At 63.0% G+C, this 19627-nt stretch carries 21 protein-coding genes; 9 read left to right on the top strand and 12 right to left on the bottom strand.

Features of this window, described 5'->3' with window-relative positions; all coding sequences use genetic code 11:
• The first annotated feature begins 88 nt into the window (after positions 1–88).
• Entirely contained in the window at positions 89–1033 is a 945-nt protein-coding gene (gshB, locus tag HB375_RS05040; RefSeq protein ID WP_167671899.1) for a glutathione synthase, read from the top strand.
• Positions 1034–1169: 136 nt separating this feature from the next.
• Here the strand turns inward: gshB and hemW are convergent, their stop codons facing one another.
• Positions 1170–2330, bottom strand: a complete 1161-nt coding sequence (gene hemW, locus HB375_RS05035; protein ID WP_167671898.1) for a radical SAM family heme chaperone HemW — start codon at positions 2328–2330, stop codon at positions 1170–1172.
• 137 nt (positions 2331–2467) lie between these two features.
• Here hemW and HB375_RS05030 point away from each other — a divergent pair, with 137 nt between their 5' ends.
• On the top strand, positions 2468–3094 hold the full coding sequence (locus tag HB375_RS05030; RefSeq protein ID WP_167671897.1) for a TetR/AcrR family transcriptional regulator: 627 nt from the start codon (positions 2468–2470) through the stop codon (positions 3092–3094).
• 82 nt (positions 3095–3176) lie between these two features.
• Complete coding sequence (locus tag HB375_RS05025) at positions 3177–3698, top strand: DUF2852 domain-containing protein (RefSeq protein ID WP_167671896.1); 522 nt, start codon at positions 3177–3179, stop codon at positions 3696–3698.
• A 44-nt stretch (positions 3699–3742) separates the two neighbouring features.
• Here HB375_RS05025 and rdgB read toward each other — a convergent pair whose 3' ends face one another.
• The 3 genes from rdgB to HB375_RS05010 all read right to left on the bottom strand — a co-directional run bounded on the left by rdgB (position 3743) and on the right by HB375_RS05010 (position 5726).
• Positions 3743–4393 carry an RdgB/HAM1 family non-canonical purine NTP pyrophosphatase gene (gene rdgB / locus HB375_RS05020; protein ID WP_167671895.1) on the bottom strand — a complete coding sequence of 217 codons (651 nt, stop codon included), beginning with the start codon at positions 4391–4393 and terminating at the stop codon, positions 3743–3745.
• Between the two features lie 32 nt (positions 4394–4425).
• A complete protein-coding gene (gene rph / locus HB375_RS05015; RefSeq protein WP_167672496.1) occupies positions 4426–5139 on the bottom strand; it encodes a ribonuclease PH in 714 nt (237 codons plus the stop codon).
• Between the two features lie 68 nt (positions 5140–5207).
• Positions 5208–5726, bottom strand: a complete 519-nt coding sequence (locus HB375_RS05010; protein ID WP_167671894.1) for a hypothetical protein — start codon at positions 5724–5726, stop codon at positions 5208–5210.
• Between the two features lie 232 nt (positions 5727–5958).
• On the opposite strand from HB375_RS05010, the gene hrcA reads away from it, so the two are divergent.
• Positions 5959–7050: a heat-inducible transcriptional repressor HrcA gene (gene hrcA, locus HB375_RS05005; RefSeq protein ID WP_246728360.1), complete on the top strand. Its 1092-nt coding sequence runs from the start codon at positions 5959–5961 to the stop codon at positions 7048–7050.
• Positions 7051–7059: 9 nt separating this feature from the next.
• Here hrcA and HB375_RS05000 read toward each other — a convergent pair whose 3' ends face one another.
• Entirely contained in the window at positions 7060–7596 is a 537-nt protein-coding gene (locus HB375_RS05000) for a Dps family protein (protein ID WP_167671892.1), read from the bottom strand.
• Between the two features lie 204 nt (positions 7597–7800).
• Between HB375_RS05000 and lepA the strand changes: the two genes are divergently transcribed.
• Complete coding sequence (gene lepA, locus HB375_RS04995; protein WP_167671891.1) at positions 7801–9606, top strand: translation elongation factor 4; 1806 nt, start codon at positions 7801–7803, stop codon at positions 9604–9606.
• Positions 9607–9659: 53 nt separating this feature from the next.
• Here the strand turns inward: lepA and HB375_RS04990 are convergent, their stop codons facing one another.
• Positions 9660–10535, bottom strand: coding sequence for an MBL fold metallo-hydrolase (locus HB375_RS04990; RefSeq protein WP_167671890.1), 876 nt, complete (start codon positions 10533–10535; stop codon positions 9660–9662).
• An 82-nt stretch (positions 10536–10617) separates the two neighbouring features.
• Here HB375_RS04990 and HB375_RS04985 point away from each other — a divergent pair, with 82 nt between their 5' ends.
• From HB375_RS04985 to HB375_RS04975, 3 genes are read left to right on the top strand one after another with little or no spacing between them, the layout of a single operon-like run.
• Complete coding sequence (locus HB375_RS04985; protein WP_167671889.1) at positions 10618–10932, top strand: ArsR/SmtB family transcription factor; 315 nt, start codon at positions 10618–10620, stop codon at positions 10930–10932.
• 29 nt (positions 10933–10961) lie between these two features.
• Complete coding sequence (locus tag HB375_RS04980; RefSeq protein WP_167671888.1) at positions 10962–11492, top strand: rhodanese-like domain-containing protein; 531 nt, start codon at positions 10962–10964, stop codon at positions 11490–11492.
• Between the two features lie 5 nt (positions 11493–11497).
• Complete coding sequence (locus tag HB375_RS04975) at positions 11498–12292, top strand: sulfite exporter TauE/SafE family protein (protein ID WP_167671887.1); 795 nt, start codon at positions 11498–11500, stop codon at positions 12290–12292.
• Here the strand turns inward: HB375_RS04975 and arsC are convergent.
• The 3 genes from arsC to HB375_RS04960 all read right to left on the bottom strand — a co-directional run bounded on the left by arsC (position 12289) and on the right by HB375_RS04960 (position 14859).
• Positions 12289–12717 (bottom strand): arsenate reductase (glutaredoxin), encoded by a 429-nt coding sequence (arsC, locus tag HB375_RS04970; RefSeq protein WP_167671886.1) that lies wholly within the window; start codon positions 12715–12717, stop codon positions 12289–12291. The genes HB375_RS04975 and arsC overlap by 4 nt on opposite strands.
• 10 nt (positions 12718–12727) lie before the next feature.
• Complete coding sequence (locus tag HB375_RS04965) at positions 12728–14062, bottom strand: sensor histidine kinase (protein ID WP_167671885.1); 1335 nt, start codon at positions 14060–14062, stop codon at positions 12728–12730.
• Positions 14063–14247: 185 nt separating this feature from the next.
• The gene (locus HB375_RS04960; protein ID WP_167671884.1) at positions 14248–14859 is read right to left on the bottom strand and encodes a hypothetical protein; all 612 of its coding nucleotides are present in this window, start codon (positions 14857–14859) and stop codon (positions 14248–14250) included.
• A gap of 159 nt (positions 14860–15018) precedes the next feature.
• Between HB375_RS04960 and HB375_RS04955 the strand changes: the two genes are divergently transcribed.
• On the top strand, positions 15019–15849 hold the full coding sequence (locus HB375_RS04955) for a lytic murein transglycosylase (RefSeq protein WP_167671883.1): 831 nt from the start codon (positions 15019–15021) through the stop codon (positions 15847–15849).
• Positions 15850–15887: 38 nt separating this feature from the next.
• On the opposite strand, the gene HB375_RS04950 is transcribed toward HB375_RS04955, so the two are convergent.
• From HB375_RS04950 to HB375_RS04940, 3 genes are all read right to left on the bottom strand, one after another.
• Positions 15888–16976: a TRAP transporter substrate-binding protein gene (locus HB375_RS04950; RefSeq protein ID WP_167671882.1), complete on the bottom strand. Its 1089-nt coding sequence runs from the start codon at positions 16974–16976 to the stop codon at positions 15888–15890.
• A 209-nt stretch (positions 16977–17185) separates the two neighbouring features.
• Positions 17186–18277 (bottom strand): ATP-dependent DNA helicase, encoded by a 1092-nt coding sequence (locus HB375_RS04945; protein ID WP_167671881.1) that lies wholly within the window; start codon positions 18275–18277, stop codon positions 17186–17188.
• Entirely contained in the window at positions 18274–19227 is a 954-nt protein-coding gene (locus HB375_RS04940; protein WP_205800066.1) for a DMT family transporter, read from the bottom strand. Before HB375_RS04940 ends, HB375_RS04945 begins: the two co-directional genes overlap by 4 nt.
• Positions 19228–19627: the final 400 nt, after the last annotated feature.

Here is a 19627-nt window from a genome sequence, read left to right as displayed (position 1 = left end):
CCCATCTTTTCGTTTACTCGGACTTGGCTTTGCTGTTGCCTTCCGCGAGAAACAGTCCAATAAACCTGCTTCCCGAGGAGGCTGACCTATGACCCTCACTGTTGCGATCCAGATGGATCACATCAACAGCATCAAGATCGCCGGCGATACCGGCTTTGCGCTACTGCTCGAAGCGCAACGGCGGGGGCACAACATCCTGCACTACACGCCCGACCGTCTGTCTCTGCGCGACGGCAAGGTGTTCGCGATGGTGGACCCCATCGAGGTGCGCGACGAGGTGGGCAATCATTACACCCTCGGATCGCAAGAGCGTGTGGACCTGTCCACGGTCGACGCCGTGCTCATGCGCCAGGACCCGCCCTTCGATCTCGCCTACATCACCGCCACCCATTTTTTGGAGCGCATTCACCCCAAAACCCTAGTGGTGAACGATCCCGAGCACGTGCGCAATGCGCCGGAAAAAATTTTCGTCACGCATTTCCCGCATCTCATGCCGCCAACGCTGATTTCGCGCGACAAGGCGGAAATCGAAGAGTTTCGCCGCGAGCATGGCGATGTGGTGATGAAGCCGCTCTACGGACACGGCGGCGCGAGCGTGTTCAAGGTCAGTCGCGAAGATCCGAATTTCGGCTCGCTCTACGATCTCTTCTCCAACCTGTTTCGCGAGCCCTGGGTGATCCAGCGCTTCCTGCCGAAGATCACGGAAGGCGACAAGCGCATCATCCTCATCGACGGCGAGGCGGCAGGCGCGATCAATCGCGTTCCGGCGGCCAACGATATCCGCTCCAACATGGTGCGCGGCGGCGCGGCCAAGCCCACCGATCTCTCCCCTCGCGAGCGTGAGATCTGCGAGACCATCGGCCCTGATCTGAAGCGCATGGGCCTCATTCTCGTTGGCATCGACGTGATCGACGGCCACCTCACCGAGATCAACGTGACCGCCCCCACCGGCATCCGCGCGATCAAGCGCCTCGGCGGACCGGATCTCGCGGTGACGGTGTGGGATGTGATTGAGAGCAAGGTGAAGCGATAGATGCCTCTCGAAATGCGGCCTCATCCTGAGGAGGCCGCAGGCCGTCTCGAAGGACGAGGCGCCTCCAGTGCACACTGGATCATCCTCGAGACGCCGCGTTCGCGGCTCCTCCGGATGAGGTGACCCAACCCAACGCTTAAGCCGCCAGCTCCGCGATTACCGCATTCAACACCGGAAAGCCCTTCTCCGTCACGCTCAGGCGCGTGCCGTCTATGCGGATGAGGCCTTCCTCCCGCAGTATGCGCAAGCCGCGTTCATTGAGCGGCTTTCCGGTGAACGCTTCATAGCGGCGCGGATCGACGCCTTCCTTCAAGCGAAGGCCCATGAGCAGAAACTCGTCGCCCTCGGCCTCGGAGGTCAAAACCTCCTCTTCGATTACGCCGTGGCCTTCACGCTCGACGCGCTCGAGCCATGTTTCGGGATGTTTTTCGGTGGCGGTCGCAAGCCGCGCATTGCCGGTGACAAGGCGGCCATGGGCGCCGGGGCCGATGCCCGCATATTCGCCGTAGCGCCAATAGACGAGATTGTGCCGCGATTCCGCGCCAGGCCGGGCGTGGTTGGAGATCTCATAAGCCGGCAAGCCGCGCCGCTCGCAGACCTCCTGAGTCACGTCATAGAGCGCGCGGCCTGTCTCCTCATCCGGCACGGTGAGCTTGCCCGCCTGATAGAGCCGTTCGAACCATGTGCCCGGCTCGATGGTGAGCTGGTAGAGTGAGAGATGCTCAACCGCATGGCTGATCGCCCGCTCCAACTCTTCTCCCCACGCCTGCGGTGTCTGGTCGGGCCTCGCATAGATCAGGTCGAAGGAATAGCGCTCGAAGATCGAGGCAGCGACCTTCACGGCGGCCAGCGCCTCATCGACGGAGTGCATGCGTCCGAGACGGCGTAGATCCGGGTCGTTCAGCGCCTGCACGCCCAGCGAAACGCGGTTCACGCCAGCATGACGATAACCGCGAAACCGCTCCGCTTCGACGCTGGTGGGGTTTGCTTCCAGCGTCACCTCCGCATTGGGATCGATGCTCCACGCGCCGCCGATGGCGTCGAGGATCGCGCCAACCGTGTCCGGCTTCATGAGCGAGGGCGTACCGCCGCCGAAAAAGATGCTGGTGACCGTGCGCCCCGGAATGCGCGCCGCGGTGTGTGCGATCTCTTGGCTAAAGGCCGCGAGAAAGCGCTCCTGGTCCACCGGCTGATGGCGGACATGGCTGTTGAAGTCGCAATAGGGGCACTTCGAGGCGCAAAACGGCCAGTGCACATAAACACCGAAACCCGCATCGCGCGTGGGATGATCGATCATGCGCCCGCTTATGGCAGGTTGCACGTTCGGCGTCACGCTCCTGCCTTGCCGCATCGGTGTCCATCTTGTGAGGAGACTTGCGCTGGCTTCCCCGCGCTCAAGGGCCTAATCTTAAAAGAGTGAACTAAGGAACCACCATGCGGCATTGGCGCGGCCCGTTCGACAGGCAGGGCTATCACCACGGCAATCTGAAGGAGGCGCTGATCGAGGCGGCGCAGCGCTTCATTGCCGAGCGAGGCCTAGGCGGGTTCACGCTGGCCGATGCGGCAAAGCTCGTGGGCGTGACGCCCGCTGCGCTCTATCGCCACTTCAGGGGTCGCGAGGACCTAGTGGCCGAGGTGGCCTTTCGCGGCTTCAGCCAGCTCACCGAACGGCTCGGCCATGCCCTGACAAGCCAGGGCACGCCGCTCGAGCGCTTCACGCGCATGGGAGAGGCCTATCTCGCCTTCGCGGAGCAGGAGCCGGGCTTTTACGCCGCCATGTTCTCCGCACAGCCCGAAGCGGATGCCAAGGACAAGCCGGGCGGGCACGCTTTCGACTTTCTCGTCCATGCCCTCTCGGAAACCTTTCCGGACGGCTTCAAGGATGTCGATGTGCGCTTCATTGCCATCGAGGTCTGGGCGCTCTCCCACGGCATCGCGATGCTTGATGCGGCCGGCCAGCTGCCGAAAGGCCCCGGCCTGCCGAGCAAGTACGAACTGCTGCGCGCAGGCGTGCTCGCCCTCGTCCACGGAGCGCTCCAGGGCGGCCGCAAGGATCCTTAAAAATTGAGGCCGGGCCTGCCCTTGAAAGCGCCAAAATCGAACCGCATGTAAATGTTGTTAGCATTAACATGCGGGAGCTGCGATGTCTGACTCTGCTTCGTCTGCCTGGAATTCGGGGCCTTATTCGGGTCCTCAATCCGGCCCTCACGGGGGTCCGTGGGGAGCCAGCGCTCATCACCGATGCGGCGGGCGTCCACCCCGCCGCGCGTTGGAAATCATCGGCATCATTGTCGCGTTCGTCTGGTTCTGGCCGCTCGCGTTGGCCTATCTGGTGTGGAAGCTCATGGGATATCCCAAATTCGACGAGGCGAAGGCTTTCCTTCGCGAGAACTTCGGCCGCCCGATGGACGATCTGTTCGCGTATCGCCGTCCGGCCGGCGGTTTTAGCAACGGAGGCTTTGGAACGGGCACCGGCAACGCTGCTTTCGAGGAATACCGCCGCAAGGAATTGCAGCGCCTCGAAGAGGAGCGCCGCCGTCTCGACGAGGAGGCCCGCGCCTTCACCGAATTCGTCGAGGAATTGAAGCGCGCGAAGGACCGCGAGGAATTCGACGCCTTCATGGCCAAGCGCCGCACTGAGAAGAACGGCCCGGTCGATATCTAAGCCAAGCATTCAGCGGAGCGCCTCGTCAGGCGCTCCGTCTCGTTTCACACAGCGCGCTTCGGCAGGCAGCCGGCGGCGAGGTTCAGGAAGGCGCGCGCCCGGTGCGACAGGGCTTCCGGCTTTGGCTTCGTCCAATCGATGCCGTGCTTTTCTTCCGATGAGATCTCGCCAAACGTCTTGGTGAAGCCGTCCGGCTGGAACAGGGGATCGTAGCCGAAGCCCTGATTGCCACGGGGCGGCCATACGACGTGGCCGAAGACGCGGCCCTCGAACAGCTCCTCGTGCCCATCCGGCCACGCGAGAACCAGCGCCGAGGTGAAATGGGCTTTGCGATTGCCGTCCGCGTCCACACCGCGCTTCTGCAATTCGCGTTCGACCCGCGCCATCGCCGCCGAAAAATCCTTGCTTGGCCCCGCCCAGTTGGCGGTGAAAAGCCCCGGCGCGCCATCGAGCGCATCGACGCAAAGCCCCGAATCGTCGGAGAGCGCGGGCAGGCCCGTAGCCTTTGCCGCTGCATGCGCCTTGATGGCCGCGTTCTCAGAGAACATGAACCCGGTCTCGTCCGGTTCGGGCAGGCCAAGCTCGGCCGCCGACACGGCCTCGATCCCGAACGGCGCGAGAAGTTCTTTCATCTCGCGCAGCTTGCCGGAATTGTGGGTGGCGATGACGACCTTGCCGGTCAGGGGGCGGTGCATGGATGCCTCCACGGTCATGGGCGGTAGGCGGTTTACGCCACCGCCTTCTTCTGCAAATCCACGAGCTGCGAGACACCCGCCTTGGCGAGACGTAGAAGGGTCAAGAACTCGTCCTCGGAGAAGGGCTTGCCCTCCGCCGTGCCCTGCACCTCGACGATGCCGCCGGAGCCGGTGATGACGAAGTTGGAATCCGTCTCGGCCGCGGAATCCTCGGCATAGTCGAGGTCCAGCACCGGGGTTCCCTGATAGATGCCGCAGGACACCGCTGCCACCGGCTCGCGCAGCGGGTTCAGCGAAATGATCGAGCGGCTCTGCATCCAGCTGAAGCATTCGTGCAGGGCCACCCAGGCACCGGTGATGGACGCCGTGCGGGTGCCACCATCCGCCTGGATGACATCGCAATCGACCACGATCTGCCGCTCGCCGACGGCGGGCAGGTTAACCACGGCGCGAAGCGAACGGCCGATCAGGCGCTGAATCTCCTGGGTGCGGCCGGAAGGCTTGCCGGCGGTCACCTCGCGGCGGGTGCGTTCATGGGTGGCGCGGGGCAGCATGGAATATTCCGCCGTCACCCAGCCCTTGCCGGTGCCGCGCAGCCACGGCGGCCCCTTTTCCTCGAGCGAGGCGGTGCAGATCACCTTGGTATTGCCGAAGGTCACGAGGCACGAGCCCTCCGCGTAACGCGCGACGCCACGCTCCAGGGTGACAGGGCGCAGTTGGTCGGGGGCGCGGTTGGAGGGACGCATCATCTATTCTCCCAGAAAATGGACGCTCTCCTTAAGCCTCGGAGCCTGGAGGGGCAACCTCCAAAGCCTCAATCCGAGAGGATGCAGAGGATTTTGACCTGGCCTTTCTCCTGAACGATGTCGATGGAGGGGACGCTGTTCGGGAACTTCTTCGCCAAGGTTTTGCGGCTCGCGACGACGCTCCGACCCAGGAGCCGTCGAACCTCGCTCAGCTTGGAGGCAAAGAGGATTGCCTCCGTATGAATGCCGTTTTCGTTCCCAAGCTCGAATTCGAGCCCTGAGACCGGAAGCCCCTTAAACGTGCCGGCCAAAGGCACGCTTATTGAGACGTACTCGCCACGATCGACCGCCCGCAGGGGGCCCATGGCCTTCTTGATCTCCTCCGGTGCGACGATGGGATTTTGCAGCGAGCCTGAGGACGTATACCACTCACCCAATGAGGCAACGAATGCCCCGTATTCGTCCGATCCAGTACAGCCGCCCTGGAACTCCCCGAGAAAGGCATCCAGTTTCCGCGCCTGCCCGGAAGACGGCGTTGCCGCGGCAAGCGTTACCGCGAGCAAGATCCACTTCACACTTCGTGTCATCAGAGGGCCTTTCTCCAATGCGGAGGGGTGAATTTCCTCCCCGCGCTCGGACCTTGGCAACCTCAGGCGCGTAGAAATGTGGGGGAACACACATCCCTGTTATGGCGGTGATCGCCGGGATTCGGCCACGGCATAGACCGTGTTTAGCGCTGGCGTTCGGGACGCGAAGCTCCCATATTCCTATCGCCGCCCTGTCCCTCACCGGATGAGCTTGTCCAGACTTTCGATTGTGATGCCTATTTCGAGTTCTTCGCCCTCCTCACTAGAAGCCCGCCTCGCTGCGGACCTGAACGAGCGCTCGCGCGAGATTTTTCGCCAGATCGTCGAGACCTATCTCGTCACTGGTGAGCCGGTCGGATCGCGCAATCTTGCGCGCGTTCTGACCCATCCGCTCTCCCCGGCCTCGATACGCAACGTGATGGCGGATCTGGAGGCGGCGGGGCTGGTCTTCGCGCCCCATACCAGCGCTGGACGCCTGCCGACGGAGACGGGCCTGCGCTTCTTCGTCGATGCCATGATGGAAATCGGCGACGTGACGACGGAGGAGCGGGCCCATATCGAAGCGCAGATGAGGGCCGCCGCTTCCGGCCACACCCTGGAGACCGCGCTGGCGGAGGCCTCGACGCTGCTGTCCGGCGTGTCGCGGGGCGCAGGCGTGGTGGTGACCTCGAAATCCAATGCGGCGCTCAAACACATCGAGTTCGTGCGCCTCGACCCCGCCCGGGCCCTCGTGGTGCTGGTGTCCGAGGACGGATCGGTGGAAAATCGCCTGCTCGACTTACCCGTCGGCCTGCCCGCCGGTGCGCTGGTGGAGGCGGGAAACTTTCTCAACGCGCGCATTCAGGGCCGCACTCTCGGCGATCTCCGGCAGGACATCCAGCGCCGGCGTGCCGAGATGGAGAAGGAACTCGACGGCCTCACCGCCAAGCTCGTCGAGGCAGGCCTCGCGACCACGGTGGGGCCGGTGGAATCGCGTCAGCTCATCGTGCGCGGCCAGGCGAACCTGCTCGATGACCTGAAGGCCACGGAGGACCTTGAGCGCATCCGCCTGCTCTTCGCCGACCTCGAAACCCAGACGGACGTGATTGACCTGCTGAGCCGCGCCGAAGGCGGCGAAGGGGTGCGCATCTTCATCGGCTCGGAGAACAAGCTTTTCTCGCTCTCCGGCTCGTCGATGATCGCCGCGCCTTTCCGGGACGGGAACCAGAAGATCGTCGGCGTCGTCGGCGTCATCGGCCCGACGCGGCTGAACTATGCCCGCATCGTGCCGATGGTCGATTACACCGCGAAGGTGGTCTCACGCATTCTCGAGCGCGGACGCTAACCCGCCGTCCTAGTGCCCGGTGCGGTCCGCGCCCCGGCTGGCCTCGAAGAGGAACCACGTCCGGCGTTCGGTTTCGTCGATCCAGACCTCGATCATGCTGACGGTTGCGACGTCGCCGTTGTCGTCGCAGATCTTATGGGCCGCGCGCATGTTGGCAGTGAAGGCTTTGTTGTCGGCCAGAAGCTCTCGCAGCATATCGAGCGGCGGCACGAATTCGGCATCGTTGTCGTCGACCCGCTGCAGTTTCGCGATGTGGCCGATGGAGCGGATGGTCATGCCGCCAATCTTGCGGACGCGCTCCGCCATGTCGTCGGTCATGGCAAAAATCTGCTCGGAATGCTTGTCGAGGAGCAGGTGGTAGTCGCGAAAATGCGGCCCGCTCATATGCCAGTGAAAATTCTTGGTCTTTAGGTAAAGAGCAAACGTATCGGCAAGGAGCGTATTGAGAGCTCTGGAAATCTCGACCACGGCATCAGGCGCGAGGTCGGTCGGGGTATCGAGAGCGGCCGCCTTCCGCTGCGGCCGGAGCATGCGTACTTTCGTCATCGTCCGGGTCCTTTTGTTGGTTGGACGGGCCGGGCCGTGAGCCGCCCGGCGCGAACTGCCCCGGAAGGGGAAGCGCCTCGTCAACGCCCCAAGGCCCCAAAGCGTTGCCCACCCTGGCCCCAAGCCGAGGCTTTCCCGCCGATTTTCCCCTTCGCGACAACGCCTTCGCTTGGCTTCCTGTGCCCGCGCTGCTATGTGCCCGGCATGAGCGCACATACTTTCGACCTGATCCGCAACTTTTCCATCGTGGCCCATATCGACCACGGGAAGTCGACCCTTGCCGACCGCCTGATCCAGACCACGGGGGCGCTCACCGCCCGCGAGATGACGGAGCAGGTGCTCGACAACATGGATATCGAGCGGGAACGGGGCATCACCATCAAGGCCCAGACCGTGCGCCTGGAATACAAGGCTGAAGACGGTAAGACCTACATCCTGAACCTCATGGACACCCCCGGCCACGTGGACTTCGCCTATGAGGTCTCACGCTCGCTGGCAGCCTGCGAAGGTTCGCTCCTGGTCGTGGACGCCTCGCAAGGGGTGGAGGCGCAGACGCTCGCCAACGTCTATCAGGCTATCGACGCCAACCATGAGATCGTGCCCGTCCTCAACAAGATCGACTTGCCCGCCGCCGATCCGGACCGGATCAAGGAGCAGATCGAGGAGGTGATCGGCATCGACGCTTCGGATGCCGTGCCGATTTCCGCCAAGACAGGCCTCAACATCGAGGGCGTGCTGGAAGCCATCGTCAAGAAGTTGCCTCCGCCGAAGGGCGATGAGAACGCGCCGCTGAAGGCGATGCTCGTCGATTCCTGGTACGACGCCTATCTCGGCGTGGTCGTGCTCGTGCGCATCATCGACGGCGTGCTGAAAAAGGGCATGACCATCAAGATGATGGGCACCAACGCCACCTATGGCGTCGACAAGATCGGCGTTTTCCGCCCGAAGATGCAGGACATGGCTCAACTCGGGCCGGGCGAGGTCGGCTTCCTTACCGCCTCGATCAAGGAAGTGTCCGATACGCGCGTCGGCGACACCATCACCGACGACCGCAAGCCCACCGCCCAGGCGCTTCCGGGCTTCAAGCCCGTGCAGCCGGTGGTGTTCTGCGGTCTCTTCCCCGTCGACGCCGCCGAGTTCGAGAACCTTCGCGCCGCCATGGGCAAACTTCGCCTGAACGACGCCAGCTTCTCCTTCGAGATGGAGACCTCCGCCGCGCTCGGCTTCGGCTTCCGCTGCGGCTTCCTGGGGCTGCTGCACCTCGAAATCATTCAGGAGCGCCTGGAGCGCGAGTTCAACCTCGACCTCATCTCCACCGCACCGAGCGTGGTCTATCACCTTAAGATGACCGACGGCACGGTGAAGGAGCTTCACAACCCAGCCGACATGCCGGACGTGATGAAGATCGAAGCCATCGAGGAACCGTGGATCCGCGCCACGATCCTGACGCCCGACGAATATCTCGGCTCGGTGCTCAAGCTCTGCCAGGACCGGCGCGGCAACCAGATCGACCTCAACTATGTCGGCAAGCGCGCCATGGTCGTCTATGACCTGCCGCTCAACGAAGTGGTGTTCGATTTCTACGACCGCCTGAAGTCGATCTCGAAGGGTTACGCTTCGTTCGACTACCACATCTCCGACTATCGCGAAGGCGATCTCGTGAAGATGTCGGTGCTGGTGAATGCCGAGCCCGTCGATGCGCTGTCCATGCTGGTGCACCGCACCCGCGCCGAAAGCCGCGGCCGCGCCATGTGCGAAAAGCTCAAAGAGCTGATCCCGCCGCACATGTTCCAGATCCCGGTGCAGGCCGCGATCGGCGGCAAGATCATTGCCCGCGAAACCATCCGCGCGCTGCGCAAGGACGTGACCGCCAAGTGCTACGGCGGTGACGCCAGCCGCAAGCGCAAGCTGCTCGACAAGCAGAAGGAAGGCAAGAAGCGGATGCGCCAGTTCGGCAAGGTCGACATCCCGCAAGAAGCGTTCATCGCAGCCCTTAAGATGGATAGCTGAGGTTTCACTTCACTCACAAACAAAAAGGGCGCGCTGCAAGCGCGCCCTTTTTGTTACGCCGCGATCTTCACCGGCACTTTCAGATAGCGCACGCCGTTCGCATCCGGCGGCGGCAAATTGCCGGCGCGGATGTTGACCTGGATGGAGGGGAGAAGAAGCGTCGGTGCAGCCAGCGTCGCATCTCGCGCCTCGCGCATGGCGACGAACTGCTCTTCCGTCACGCCGTCCTTGAGGTGCACGTTGTTCGCGACCTGCTCACCGACCGTGGCCTCCCAGGCGTAGTCGCTGCGGCCCGGCGCTTTGTAGTCGTGGCACATGAACAGGCGCGTCTCCGGCGGAAGGCCGAGGATCTTCTTGATTGAGCGGTAGAGGCTCTGTGCGCTGCCGCCGGGAAAGTCAGCGCGGGCGGTGCCGTAATCAGGCATGAACATGGTGTCGCCGACGAAGACAGCATCCGCGATCTTGTAGGCGATGTCGGCGGGTGTATGGCCGGGGACGTGCATCACCTCCACTTCCAGCTCGCCGATGCGGAAGCGCTCGCCATCCCTGAAGAGATGGTCGAACTCAGTGCCGTCGCCGGATACGTCGGCGGCATCGAAGATGGGCCGGAAGATTTTTTGCACCTCGCGGATATGCTCGCCGATGCCGACCTTCGCGCCGGTCTTCAGCTTGACGTAGGGCGCGGCGGACAGGTGATCCGCATGGGCGTGCGTTTCCAGCACCCATTCAATGGTGTAGCCCGCCTCCTGCGCTGCCGCCAAAAGCCCCTGCGCCGACTTCATGGAAGCTTTGCCAGAGCGATGATCGTAGTCGAGCACCGGATCGACGATGGCGGCCTTCTTGGTCGCCGGATCGGCGACGAGATAGCTGACCGTGTTGGTAGGTTCGTCGAAGAAGGCGCGGATGACGGGCTTCGCCTGAGAGGTCATGGACAGCTCCTTTTGAGATCGTGCTTGACATATATATTAGTGATAGCTAATTTAGCAATATCTAATTTAATAGGACGACGTCATGACCCTTCCCCCGCCGGACCTTGCGGATTTCGAGGCCAACGCCCTCGAGGTTGCGAACATCCTGCGCGCGCTCGGCAACGAGCGGCGGCTGATGATGCTGTGCAAGCTGGCGGAGTGCGGCGAGGCGACGGCGGGCACGTTGGTGGAGGCCTCGGGCCTCAGCCAGTCGGCCCTGTCGCAGCACCTCGCCAAGATGCGCGACGAAGGCATTCTCGCCTTCCGGCGGGAGAGCCAGACGCTCTGGTACCGTATCGCCGACCCGCGCATCGAAAGCCTCATGGCCGAGCTTCATCGCCTCTATTGCCGCCGTTAACGGCGGCGTCTCACACGGAGTTTCCCAAAGTGTCTCTTGCAACCATCTCGCCCCAGAAGGCCAAGGACCTGATCGCGAAGGGTGCCGTGCTCGTCGACATCCGCGAGGCGGACGAACATGCGCGTGAGCGCATTCCCGGCGCCCATCATCATGCCTTATCCCGGCTCAACGGCTCCGTCGGCACCAGTGGCAACGCCGTGATCTTCCATTGCCGGTCGGGCCAGCGTACTGCCGGCAACGCGCAACGCCTCGCGTCGGCTGTGGCCTGCGACGCCTATATTCTCGAAGGCGGCATCGACGCCTGGAAGAAAGCTGGGCTGCCGGTTGCGCAGGACAAGAGCCAACCGCTCGAAATGATGCGTCAGGTACAGATTGCGGCAGGCTCGCTCGTGGTCCTCGGCGCGCTTCTCGGCACGTTCGTGAATCCCTGGTTCTATGCCCTTTCCGCCTTCGTCGGCGCGGGCCTGATCTTTGCCGGCGCTACGGGGTTCTGCGGCATGGCGCGGCTTCTAGCGCTTGCGCCTTGGAACCGGAAGCCTGCCGCTCCAGCGAAGGCCTGACCGACATGTCGCTGCTTATTGCCAATGGAATTGCGATGGGGTCCGGCGCTCTCGTTGGGCTGATCCTGGGACTCGTGGGTGGCGGAGGCTCGATCCTCGCCGTTCCGCTTCTCGTTTATGCGGTCGGCATCGCATCACCGCATGTCGCCATTGGTACGAGCGCGCTCGCCGTGTCTGCCAGCGCTTTCGGCAATCTCATGGCGCATTGGCGCGCGGGAAACGTGAAGTGGCGCTGCGGCCTCGTCTTCGCGAGCGCGGGCGTTCTTGGCGCGCTCGTTGGAGCGAGCCTTGCGAAGTCGGTTGATGGGCAGCGATTGCTGGCGCTCTTCGGTCTTCTGATGATCGTCGTCGGCCTGATGATGCTGCGGCGGAAGAAAGCGGGAGGCGATGCCAATGTGCTCCTGACGCGGGACAACGCGCGCAGGATTCTGCCCGCCCTGCTCGGCACCGGCTTCGGCGTAGGTCTCCTCTCCGGATTTTTCGGCATCGGCGGCGGGTTTCTCGTGGTACCGGGCCTGATGCTCGCCACCGGCATGACGCTGCCGCTCGCCATCGGCAGCTCGTTGATCGCCGTGACGGCCTTCGGCGCGGCGACCGCTTTCAGTTACGCCTTCTCCGGCCTCGTCGATTGGGGGATCGCTGCCCTGTTCATCGGTGGCGGATTGATCGGCGGCCTTGGCGGCGTGTCGCTCGGCAAGCGCCTCGCCGGACGCAAGCAAGCTCTCGCGATGATCTTCGCGGGGCTCGTCATCACGGTCGGGATCTACGTGGTTATCCGCGGCGCGAGCGCGCTCTTTTAAGCTATCGCGGCGCGACGCCCGGCGGCGTCGATGACAAGCTCGCCGTCCTCTTTCCTGAACTCGCCGAGTTGCGGCACGGGCAGAATGTCGAGCACGGCTTCAGACGGGCGACAGAGCTTGACGCCGTAAGGCGTCACCACGATGGGGCGCTCAATCAGGACCGGGCGCTCCATCATGGCATCGAGGAGCTGATCGTCCGTGACAGAGGGATCGCCGAGCCCAAGCTCATCGAAGGGCGTGCCCTTCCGGCGCACCACATCACGCACACCGATCCCCATGCGTTTTATGAGCTGGCGCAGGAGCAGGCGCGTCGGCGGCGTCTTGAGATACTCGATGACATGCGGCTCGATGCCCGCATTGCGGATCAGGCCGAGCACATTGCGCGAGGTCCCGCATTGCGGGTTGTGATAAACGATCACGTCCATAAAAATCTCCTCACGCGGTGCTTAAGGGAAACTGCATCGTGCATTCGATGCCCCTGCGGTGGTAGCTGATCTCAACCTCACCTCCAAGTTCGTGGGTGATGCTGCGCTGGATAAGCCGCGTGCCGAAACCCTCGTGCGTGGGCTGATACACGTCCGGACCGCCGAACTCATGCCAGAGGATCGAGAGCTGTCGGTCCACGCTCCCGTTCGCCTTCACGATCCAGGACACCGTGATGCTGCCCTGCGGCGTCGACAATGCGCCGTATTTGGCCGAGTTCGTCGCCAGTTCGTGAAAAGCCATGCCGAGGCTCAGCGCCTGCTGGGGCTTAAGTTCCACCGACTCGCCGAGGGCGCTGATCCGCTGCCCGTCGATGCCGCCATGGGGCTTGAACTCCGCCGCGATCACATCGCTTAAGGGAGCACCTTCCCACAGGGTGCGGGTGAGGATGTCGTGCGTTGCCGAAAGAGCCATGAGCCGCGCCAGAAAAGCGGTTTGAAACTCCTCCGGCGAGTGGCTGCTACGGAGCGTCTGGCTGGCGAGAGACTGAACGGTGGTCAGGGTATTCTTGACGCGGTGGTTCAGCTCATGCAGCAGCAAGACCTGGCGCTCCTCGGCACGCTTACGGTCGGTGATATCGACAGAAGCACCGATCATATAAAGCGGGCGACCATCCGCATCGCAGACCGCGCGGCTGCGTTCGAACATCCACTTGACCGATCCATCGGGAAGCACCGCGCGAAACTCATAAGACGCTACCTCTCGCGTGCGCACGGCTTCACTGACCACATTGAGCATCAGCTCCCTGTCGTCCGGGTGAACGATCGCAAGGAACTCTTCCAGCGTTTTCGGTCCATGCCGATAGTCGCGCTCGAACAGATCTCCCGTCGCCGGGTCCCATTCGACCACATCGCTCCGCATATCCCAACGCCAGGTTCCGGTCTTTGAGGTCGCCAGCGCCGCATAAAGCTTTTCCTGCACGGCCTCGACGCGCGCCAAGGCTCCTCGCATCGCGCCGACGGCGAGCACGATGAGCAGCGCGACACCGACATAAAACACGGCGGCCGCGCCGACCTCAAACGACACGGCCCCGAAGGCGAAGGCTGGAGGAATGAAGAAGTACCAGACGGACAGGACCGCTGCGACAATGGCTACAAGACCGGGAATGACCCCACCAATCAATGCTGCGACCAGCGCCGCCGGAAAGATAGTGAGAAAGGGAGAGGTCGCACCGAGCAGCGGCGTGAGCGACATGCGGGCCAAGGTCGCGAGAGCCACGCACAGGAGCGCGATCACGATGGCGATCGGCGAATTGGCCGGGACAAGCTTCGTGAGACGCGTCAACATGGAGCCAGCCCTGTCGAAAACGGGTTGGGAGCGTTCTTCAGCTACCGTAACGGCAGAGGCGCTGCCATGGCAATGGGGGCTCGTTGGCCTCCCAGCGCTCTTTGCGCCCTCCCCCGCCCGCATCGAGGCTATCCGCGCTGCACTGAAACGCTGCCACCAGCGCGGACGATTACGGTATCCAGCCTTCAGCACCCAGCGCCATCCTGTACGCGCAAACCGGACAGCACCTGCCACACGAGCGCATTATAGGTTTCGCGAGCCTCGACATTGCTCAACGAGAGTTCGAGAACCCAATCACGAGACAATGGCACGATGACGGTCTCGACCGTCAAAGCATGCGATAAGCCCGGTAAGTTCGCGTCGATCCAGGTCGCGCTCCAGCGCACGGCTCCGGCCACGGGCGAGACGAGCGAAACGGCTTGCGCGGGACGGCCGAAAAGACCCTCATAGTCCCGCTGAAGCAAGGCCGCATCGCGGCGTGCGAGATCGGTTTGCGGCAGATTCCACAGCTCCCGCGCAGATCGCAGGTTCAGGCCGAGTTCCGCGTCCGACGAAGTAGCGCTCAAGCTCGTCTTGAGATCGCCGGTATCCACCCGCCATTCCTGCGGCAGCGCCAGCGAGAAACAAAGGTCGGGCGTTACACGGCTTGCGACGCGTGTTTCCTGCGAAGCAGGATCGAACTGAGCCCTGACGGTTTCAGGCGCGGCAACGAACGCTGACGGCGCGGCAGAAGCCCCGACGGAAGGCGCCACGAAGCAGGCGGCGAGCGCGACGACACAGCGCTTCGCAGTCAACATGACTGATTCTCCTCAATATTTCGCGGCGCAAGCTCCACGGCAAAAGCAACGCTTTTGAGGCCATCTGGTTGCCTCCCTGCGGCCTGCCGGCCTTGAGTTGCAGCGTCACAGCCCTACCTCGCAAACAGCGCGAAGCGCGACGGTGAGAGGAGAAAAACAATGCGGAAAGCCTTGTGCATCTCGTTGACCGCGGCCCTCGTGTGTCTTGCGGGCCAGGCCTCGGCGGCGACTTGCCGCGACCCCGCGGGTTTTGAGAAATGGCTCGGTGACATCCGCCAGGAAGCCGTGGCCGAAGGCATTTCCGCCAATGCAATCCGCACCGCTCTGAGCGGCGTGACGTTCGATCCGAGCGTCATCGGCAAGGATCGCGGCCAGGGCGTGTTCAAGCAGAGCTTCGAGCAGTTCGCGGGCCGCATGGTGTCGCCCTATCGGCTCAGGATGGGAGCGACGCTTCTGAAAAAGCACGCCGCGACTCTCGCGCGGATTCAGCAGCGCTTCGGCGTTCCGGGCCCCGTGCTGGTGGCGATATGGGGGCTAGAAAGCGATTTCGGTGCGGTGAAAGGGAACATGGCGACGATCCGCTCGGTCGCGACGCTCGCTTATGATTGCAGGCGGTCGGAGATGTTTGAACGGCATCTTCTGGACGCCATCCGCATCGTCGAGCGCGGCGATCTGACGCCAGCCGAGATGCGCGGCGCTTGGGCGGGCGAACTCGGCCAGACCCAGTTCATGCCGTCCGCCTACTTTAAGTACGCGGTCGATTTCGATGGCGACGGCAGGGCCGACCTGTTGCACAGCGCGGCCGACGCGCTCGCGTCCACGGCCAATTTCCTCGTCGGCCATGGCTGGGTCCGCGGCGCCGATTGGTCGCCCGGCGCACCGAATTTCGAGGTGCTGCGCGAATGGAACAAGTCGCAAGTCTATTCGCGCACCGTCGCCTATTTCGCCAAGAAGCTCGCCGGCGGTGATACCTCCGACATCAGCAATTAGAGCCAGGCAAGCGCAATCCGCTCGCCCGGCTCACGTGATCAGCCACGCGCGCGGGCGCGGATCATGAAGCTGTCGTAGGCGTATTCGGCGACCTGGAACCAGAGATATTCCTCGCCGCGGAACGCCTTGTAGCTGTCGTACAGCTTCTTGAAGTTGGGGTTCGAAGCGGACAGTTCGTCATAGATCTCGTTCGCCGCCTTATAGGCCGCATCCATGATCTCCTGCGAGAACGGGCGCAGCTGCGCGCCGGCCCCGATCAGGCGACGCAGGGCCGCCGGATTGCGCGCATCGTACTTCGCCTGCGTGTCGACATTGGCGTAGCCGGCTGCCGCTATCACCGCCGCCTGATAGGATTTCGGCAACTCGTTCCACTTCTGCAGATTGATGAAGAAGTGAATGGCGGGGCCGCCCTCCCAGAAGCCGGGGTAGTAGTAATAGGGAGCGACTTTGTTGAGACCGAGCTTCTCATCGTCGTACGGCGCGACCCACTCGGCGGCGTCGATGGTGCCGCGCTCGAGCGAAGGGTAGAGGTCGCCGCCCGCGATCTGCTGCGGCACGACGCCGAGTTTCCCCATGATCTGGCCCGCGAGCCCCGCGATGCGCATCTTCAAGCCGGAGAGATCCTGCACCGTCTTGATCTCTTTGCGGAACCAACCACCCATCTGCGCGCCCGTATTGCCCGCAGGCAGCGCGAAGAGGTTGTACTTGGCATAGAACTCATTGAGCAGTTCGTTGCCGTTGCCGTGATAGAGCCAGGCATTGGTCTGGCGCGAGTTCATGCCGAACGGCAGGTTCGTGCCAATGGCGAAAGTTGGGTCCTTGCCGATGTAGTAATAGGAGCAGGTATGCGCCATCTCGATGGTGCCGTTGCCGACCGCATCGGCCGCCTGCGGCGTGCCGACGATCTCACCGGCCGCGAAGGGCTGGATGATGAACTTGCCGTCCGTCGCCTCCGCCACGTATTTCGCCAAAAGCTCACCGCCCCCGAAGAGGGTGTCGAGCGACTTCGGGAAGCCGGAGCTGAGACGCCAGCGGATCTCCGGCATCGACTGGGCAATGGCAGGTTTGGCAATCGCTCCCGCCGCCACTCCGGCGGTGGCGGTTTGCAGAAAAGCGCGGCGCTTCATCAAAACAATCCTTTCGCGTTTTCACGCTCTCACGACCCCGCGGACAGAATGTTTCGCGCTAGGGCCGTGAAACGCACAACTTGGTGCGCCCCTCATAGCGGCCTGGACAGGATGTAACAGACTCAAGGCAGCAGGGGGTTCATGCACTCAGTGCATGAGTTGCTGCAAAATTGAGCGGAAGGATGTCGGAATTGCGGGGCGGAATGCCGCTAGGCGACCACCGTCACCTTGTCGGCGGCACGCGTCAGGCCGGTGTAGAGCCAGCGGCTGCGATGCTCTCGAAATGCGTAGGATTCATCGAAAAGCACGAGATCGTCCCATTGCGAACCCTGCGCCTTGTGAACGGTCAGCGCATAGCCATAGGTGAATTCATCGGACTCGCGGCGCAATACGAAGGGGATACCCTCTTCCGCTCCCTCAAAGAAGGTCTTGTGAACCGCAACCTCCACCGCGCGGCGGCGCGGATCGTCCTCCGCCGCCACGTCCATGCGGACGAAATCGTTGCGGATGCCGCGTAGCGCAAGAATGGTCCAGATGCCGCCGTTGAGCAGCCCCTTGGTCTTGTCATTGCGCAGGCAGACGAGCTTCTCGCCCGCTGCCGGCATCGGATCGCGATAACCGTTGAGTTCGCGCAGGCGCGTGTTGTAGAGCCGACGCGTCTTGTTGAGGCCGACAAGAACCTGATCGGCAGCCATCACCGCCGCAGCGTCGATCTCGCGGCGGCGGATGACGCGGCTCTCACCATAAGACCCCGGCTCCAGCCTTCCGCCCTCGCGCACCTGCATCGACATATGAATGATCGGATTGTCGCGCGCCTGGCGATGCACCTCGGTGAGCATCATGTCGGGTTCCGCTTCGGTGAAGAAGCCACCGCCCTTCACCGGGGGAAGCTGCGCCGGATCGCCTAACACGAGGACGGGTTGGCCAAAGGACAAGAGATCACGCCCGAGCTCCTCATCGACCATCGAGCACTCGTCGATAATGATGAGCGAGGCCTTGGAGGCCGGGCTCTGGCGGTTGAGCACGAATTGCGGGCCGCCCTCATCGGACTCCCGCGAACGGTAGATCATGGAGTGAATGGTGGAGGCATCCGCGCAGCCTTTGGCGCGCAGAACCGAGGCCGCCTTGCCGGTGAAGGCGCCGAACGCGACTTCTCCCTCCACCCCTTCGGCAATATGCCGTGCGAGCGTCGTCTTGCCCGTGCCCGCATAGCCGAACAGGCGGAAGGTCTGCCGGTCGCCACGGCGCAGCCAATCGGCGACCGCTTTAAGCGCAGCATCCTGTTGTGGCGACCAACTCATTCCGATCTTGCCTCGCGACGCAGACTATAGACGAGGCCTACGACGATGCAGGCGCTCCCCGCAAACACATAGGGATCGAGCTGCTCCTGATAAAGCTGCCAGCCGGCGAATGCGATGAGCGGAATACGCAGGAAGTCGAGCGGCACCACCATACTCGCATCGCCATGGCGGTAGGCGTTGGTGAGGCAGTAATGGGATAGGAGCCCGCCGAGGCAGATGCCCATCAGGGGCAGAGTGTGGGCCAGCTCGATCCTGTGCCAGAACGCACCACCGACCCCGGCGAGGTTCAGAGGCAGCTGGATCAGGTTCATGAAGAAGATGATCGAGAAGGTGCTCACGGTCCGCGTGAGCCGCTTGGTGAGGATGGCGACGAGGGCAAACATGAAGGCCACCGCAAGCACGATGAAGCTTGCCGGCTGCAGCGTGCCGATGCCCGGCCGCTGAATGACGAGCACCCCCGCAAAGCCGAGCACGATGGCAACGAAACGCCCGCGATTCATTCGCTCCTTCAACAGCGGGATCGCCAGCAGCGCCACCCAGGCGGGCGAGGTGAACTCGAGCGCGAAGACGGTCGCGAGCGGCAGAAGCGTGAGGCTGTAGGCCCACATATCGGTGCTCACGAAATGCAGGACGTTGCGGACGAGATGGAGCGTGAAGCGGCGCGGCTTCAACCCGGGCCGCAACTCCGGCATCACGAAGGCGGAGCCAAGGAGGATCGCGAGGCCGGATACGTTGCGCATCGACATGATCTCGAACACCGAGAAGGTCGACGACAGCTCACGGATGGCGACCGCCGCTGCGGAGAAGGAGAGGAGCGCGCCGCTCATCCAAAAGACGACGGCGAAAATGTTGCGATGAGGCACGGTGGATCGAGGATCGTGGCGGGGCCACACCGATAACCCGCCGCGCCCGTCGCGTGAAGACTCGATGAGATGATCGGGGCGACGCATGCCACCTCATATGCGCCTCGACAGGCGTATCGCGAGGACAAATTCTGCCGCTACGTCACGTATCGGCGCAGGTGATTCTTGACTCGCTGCGCAGGGCAGACGCCCCTCGGCGACTCCAAACCGCGTTTTTTCGACGCGCATCACAACTTTTTTTTCGAGCCTCTGAAGAGCCGATTTCGGAGTCTTCAAACGCGTGCCGCGCAACTCCGTCGACGATGTGTCTGAAAGCGCGCCGCGCGCATGCTGACGAAGCGCTACGGCGTTTTTCAATTCCTGTAACGCATTGTTTTAGAAAGGATTTTTTGAATCACAATTCGCCTCTTCTATCGCGTTTCAGATGATCCAAGAGTCGCCCAAGCAACGCATTTGCGACTCGCATTCGCCGCTCGCGAGGGCGCTC

The organism is Microvirga terricola (assembly GCF_011777495.1).
In the GTDB taxonomy this organism is placed as follows: domain Bacteria; phylum Pseudomonadota; class Alphaproteobacteria; order Rhizobiales; family Beijerinckiaceae; genus Microvirga; species Microvirga terricola.
The sequence above is the reverse complement of the archived record's forward strand: the minus strand, read 5'-3'. Positions and strand labels throughout refer to the sequence as shown.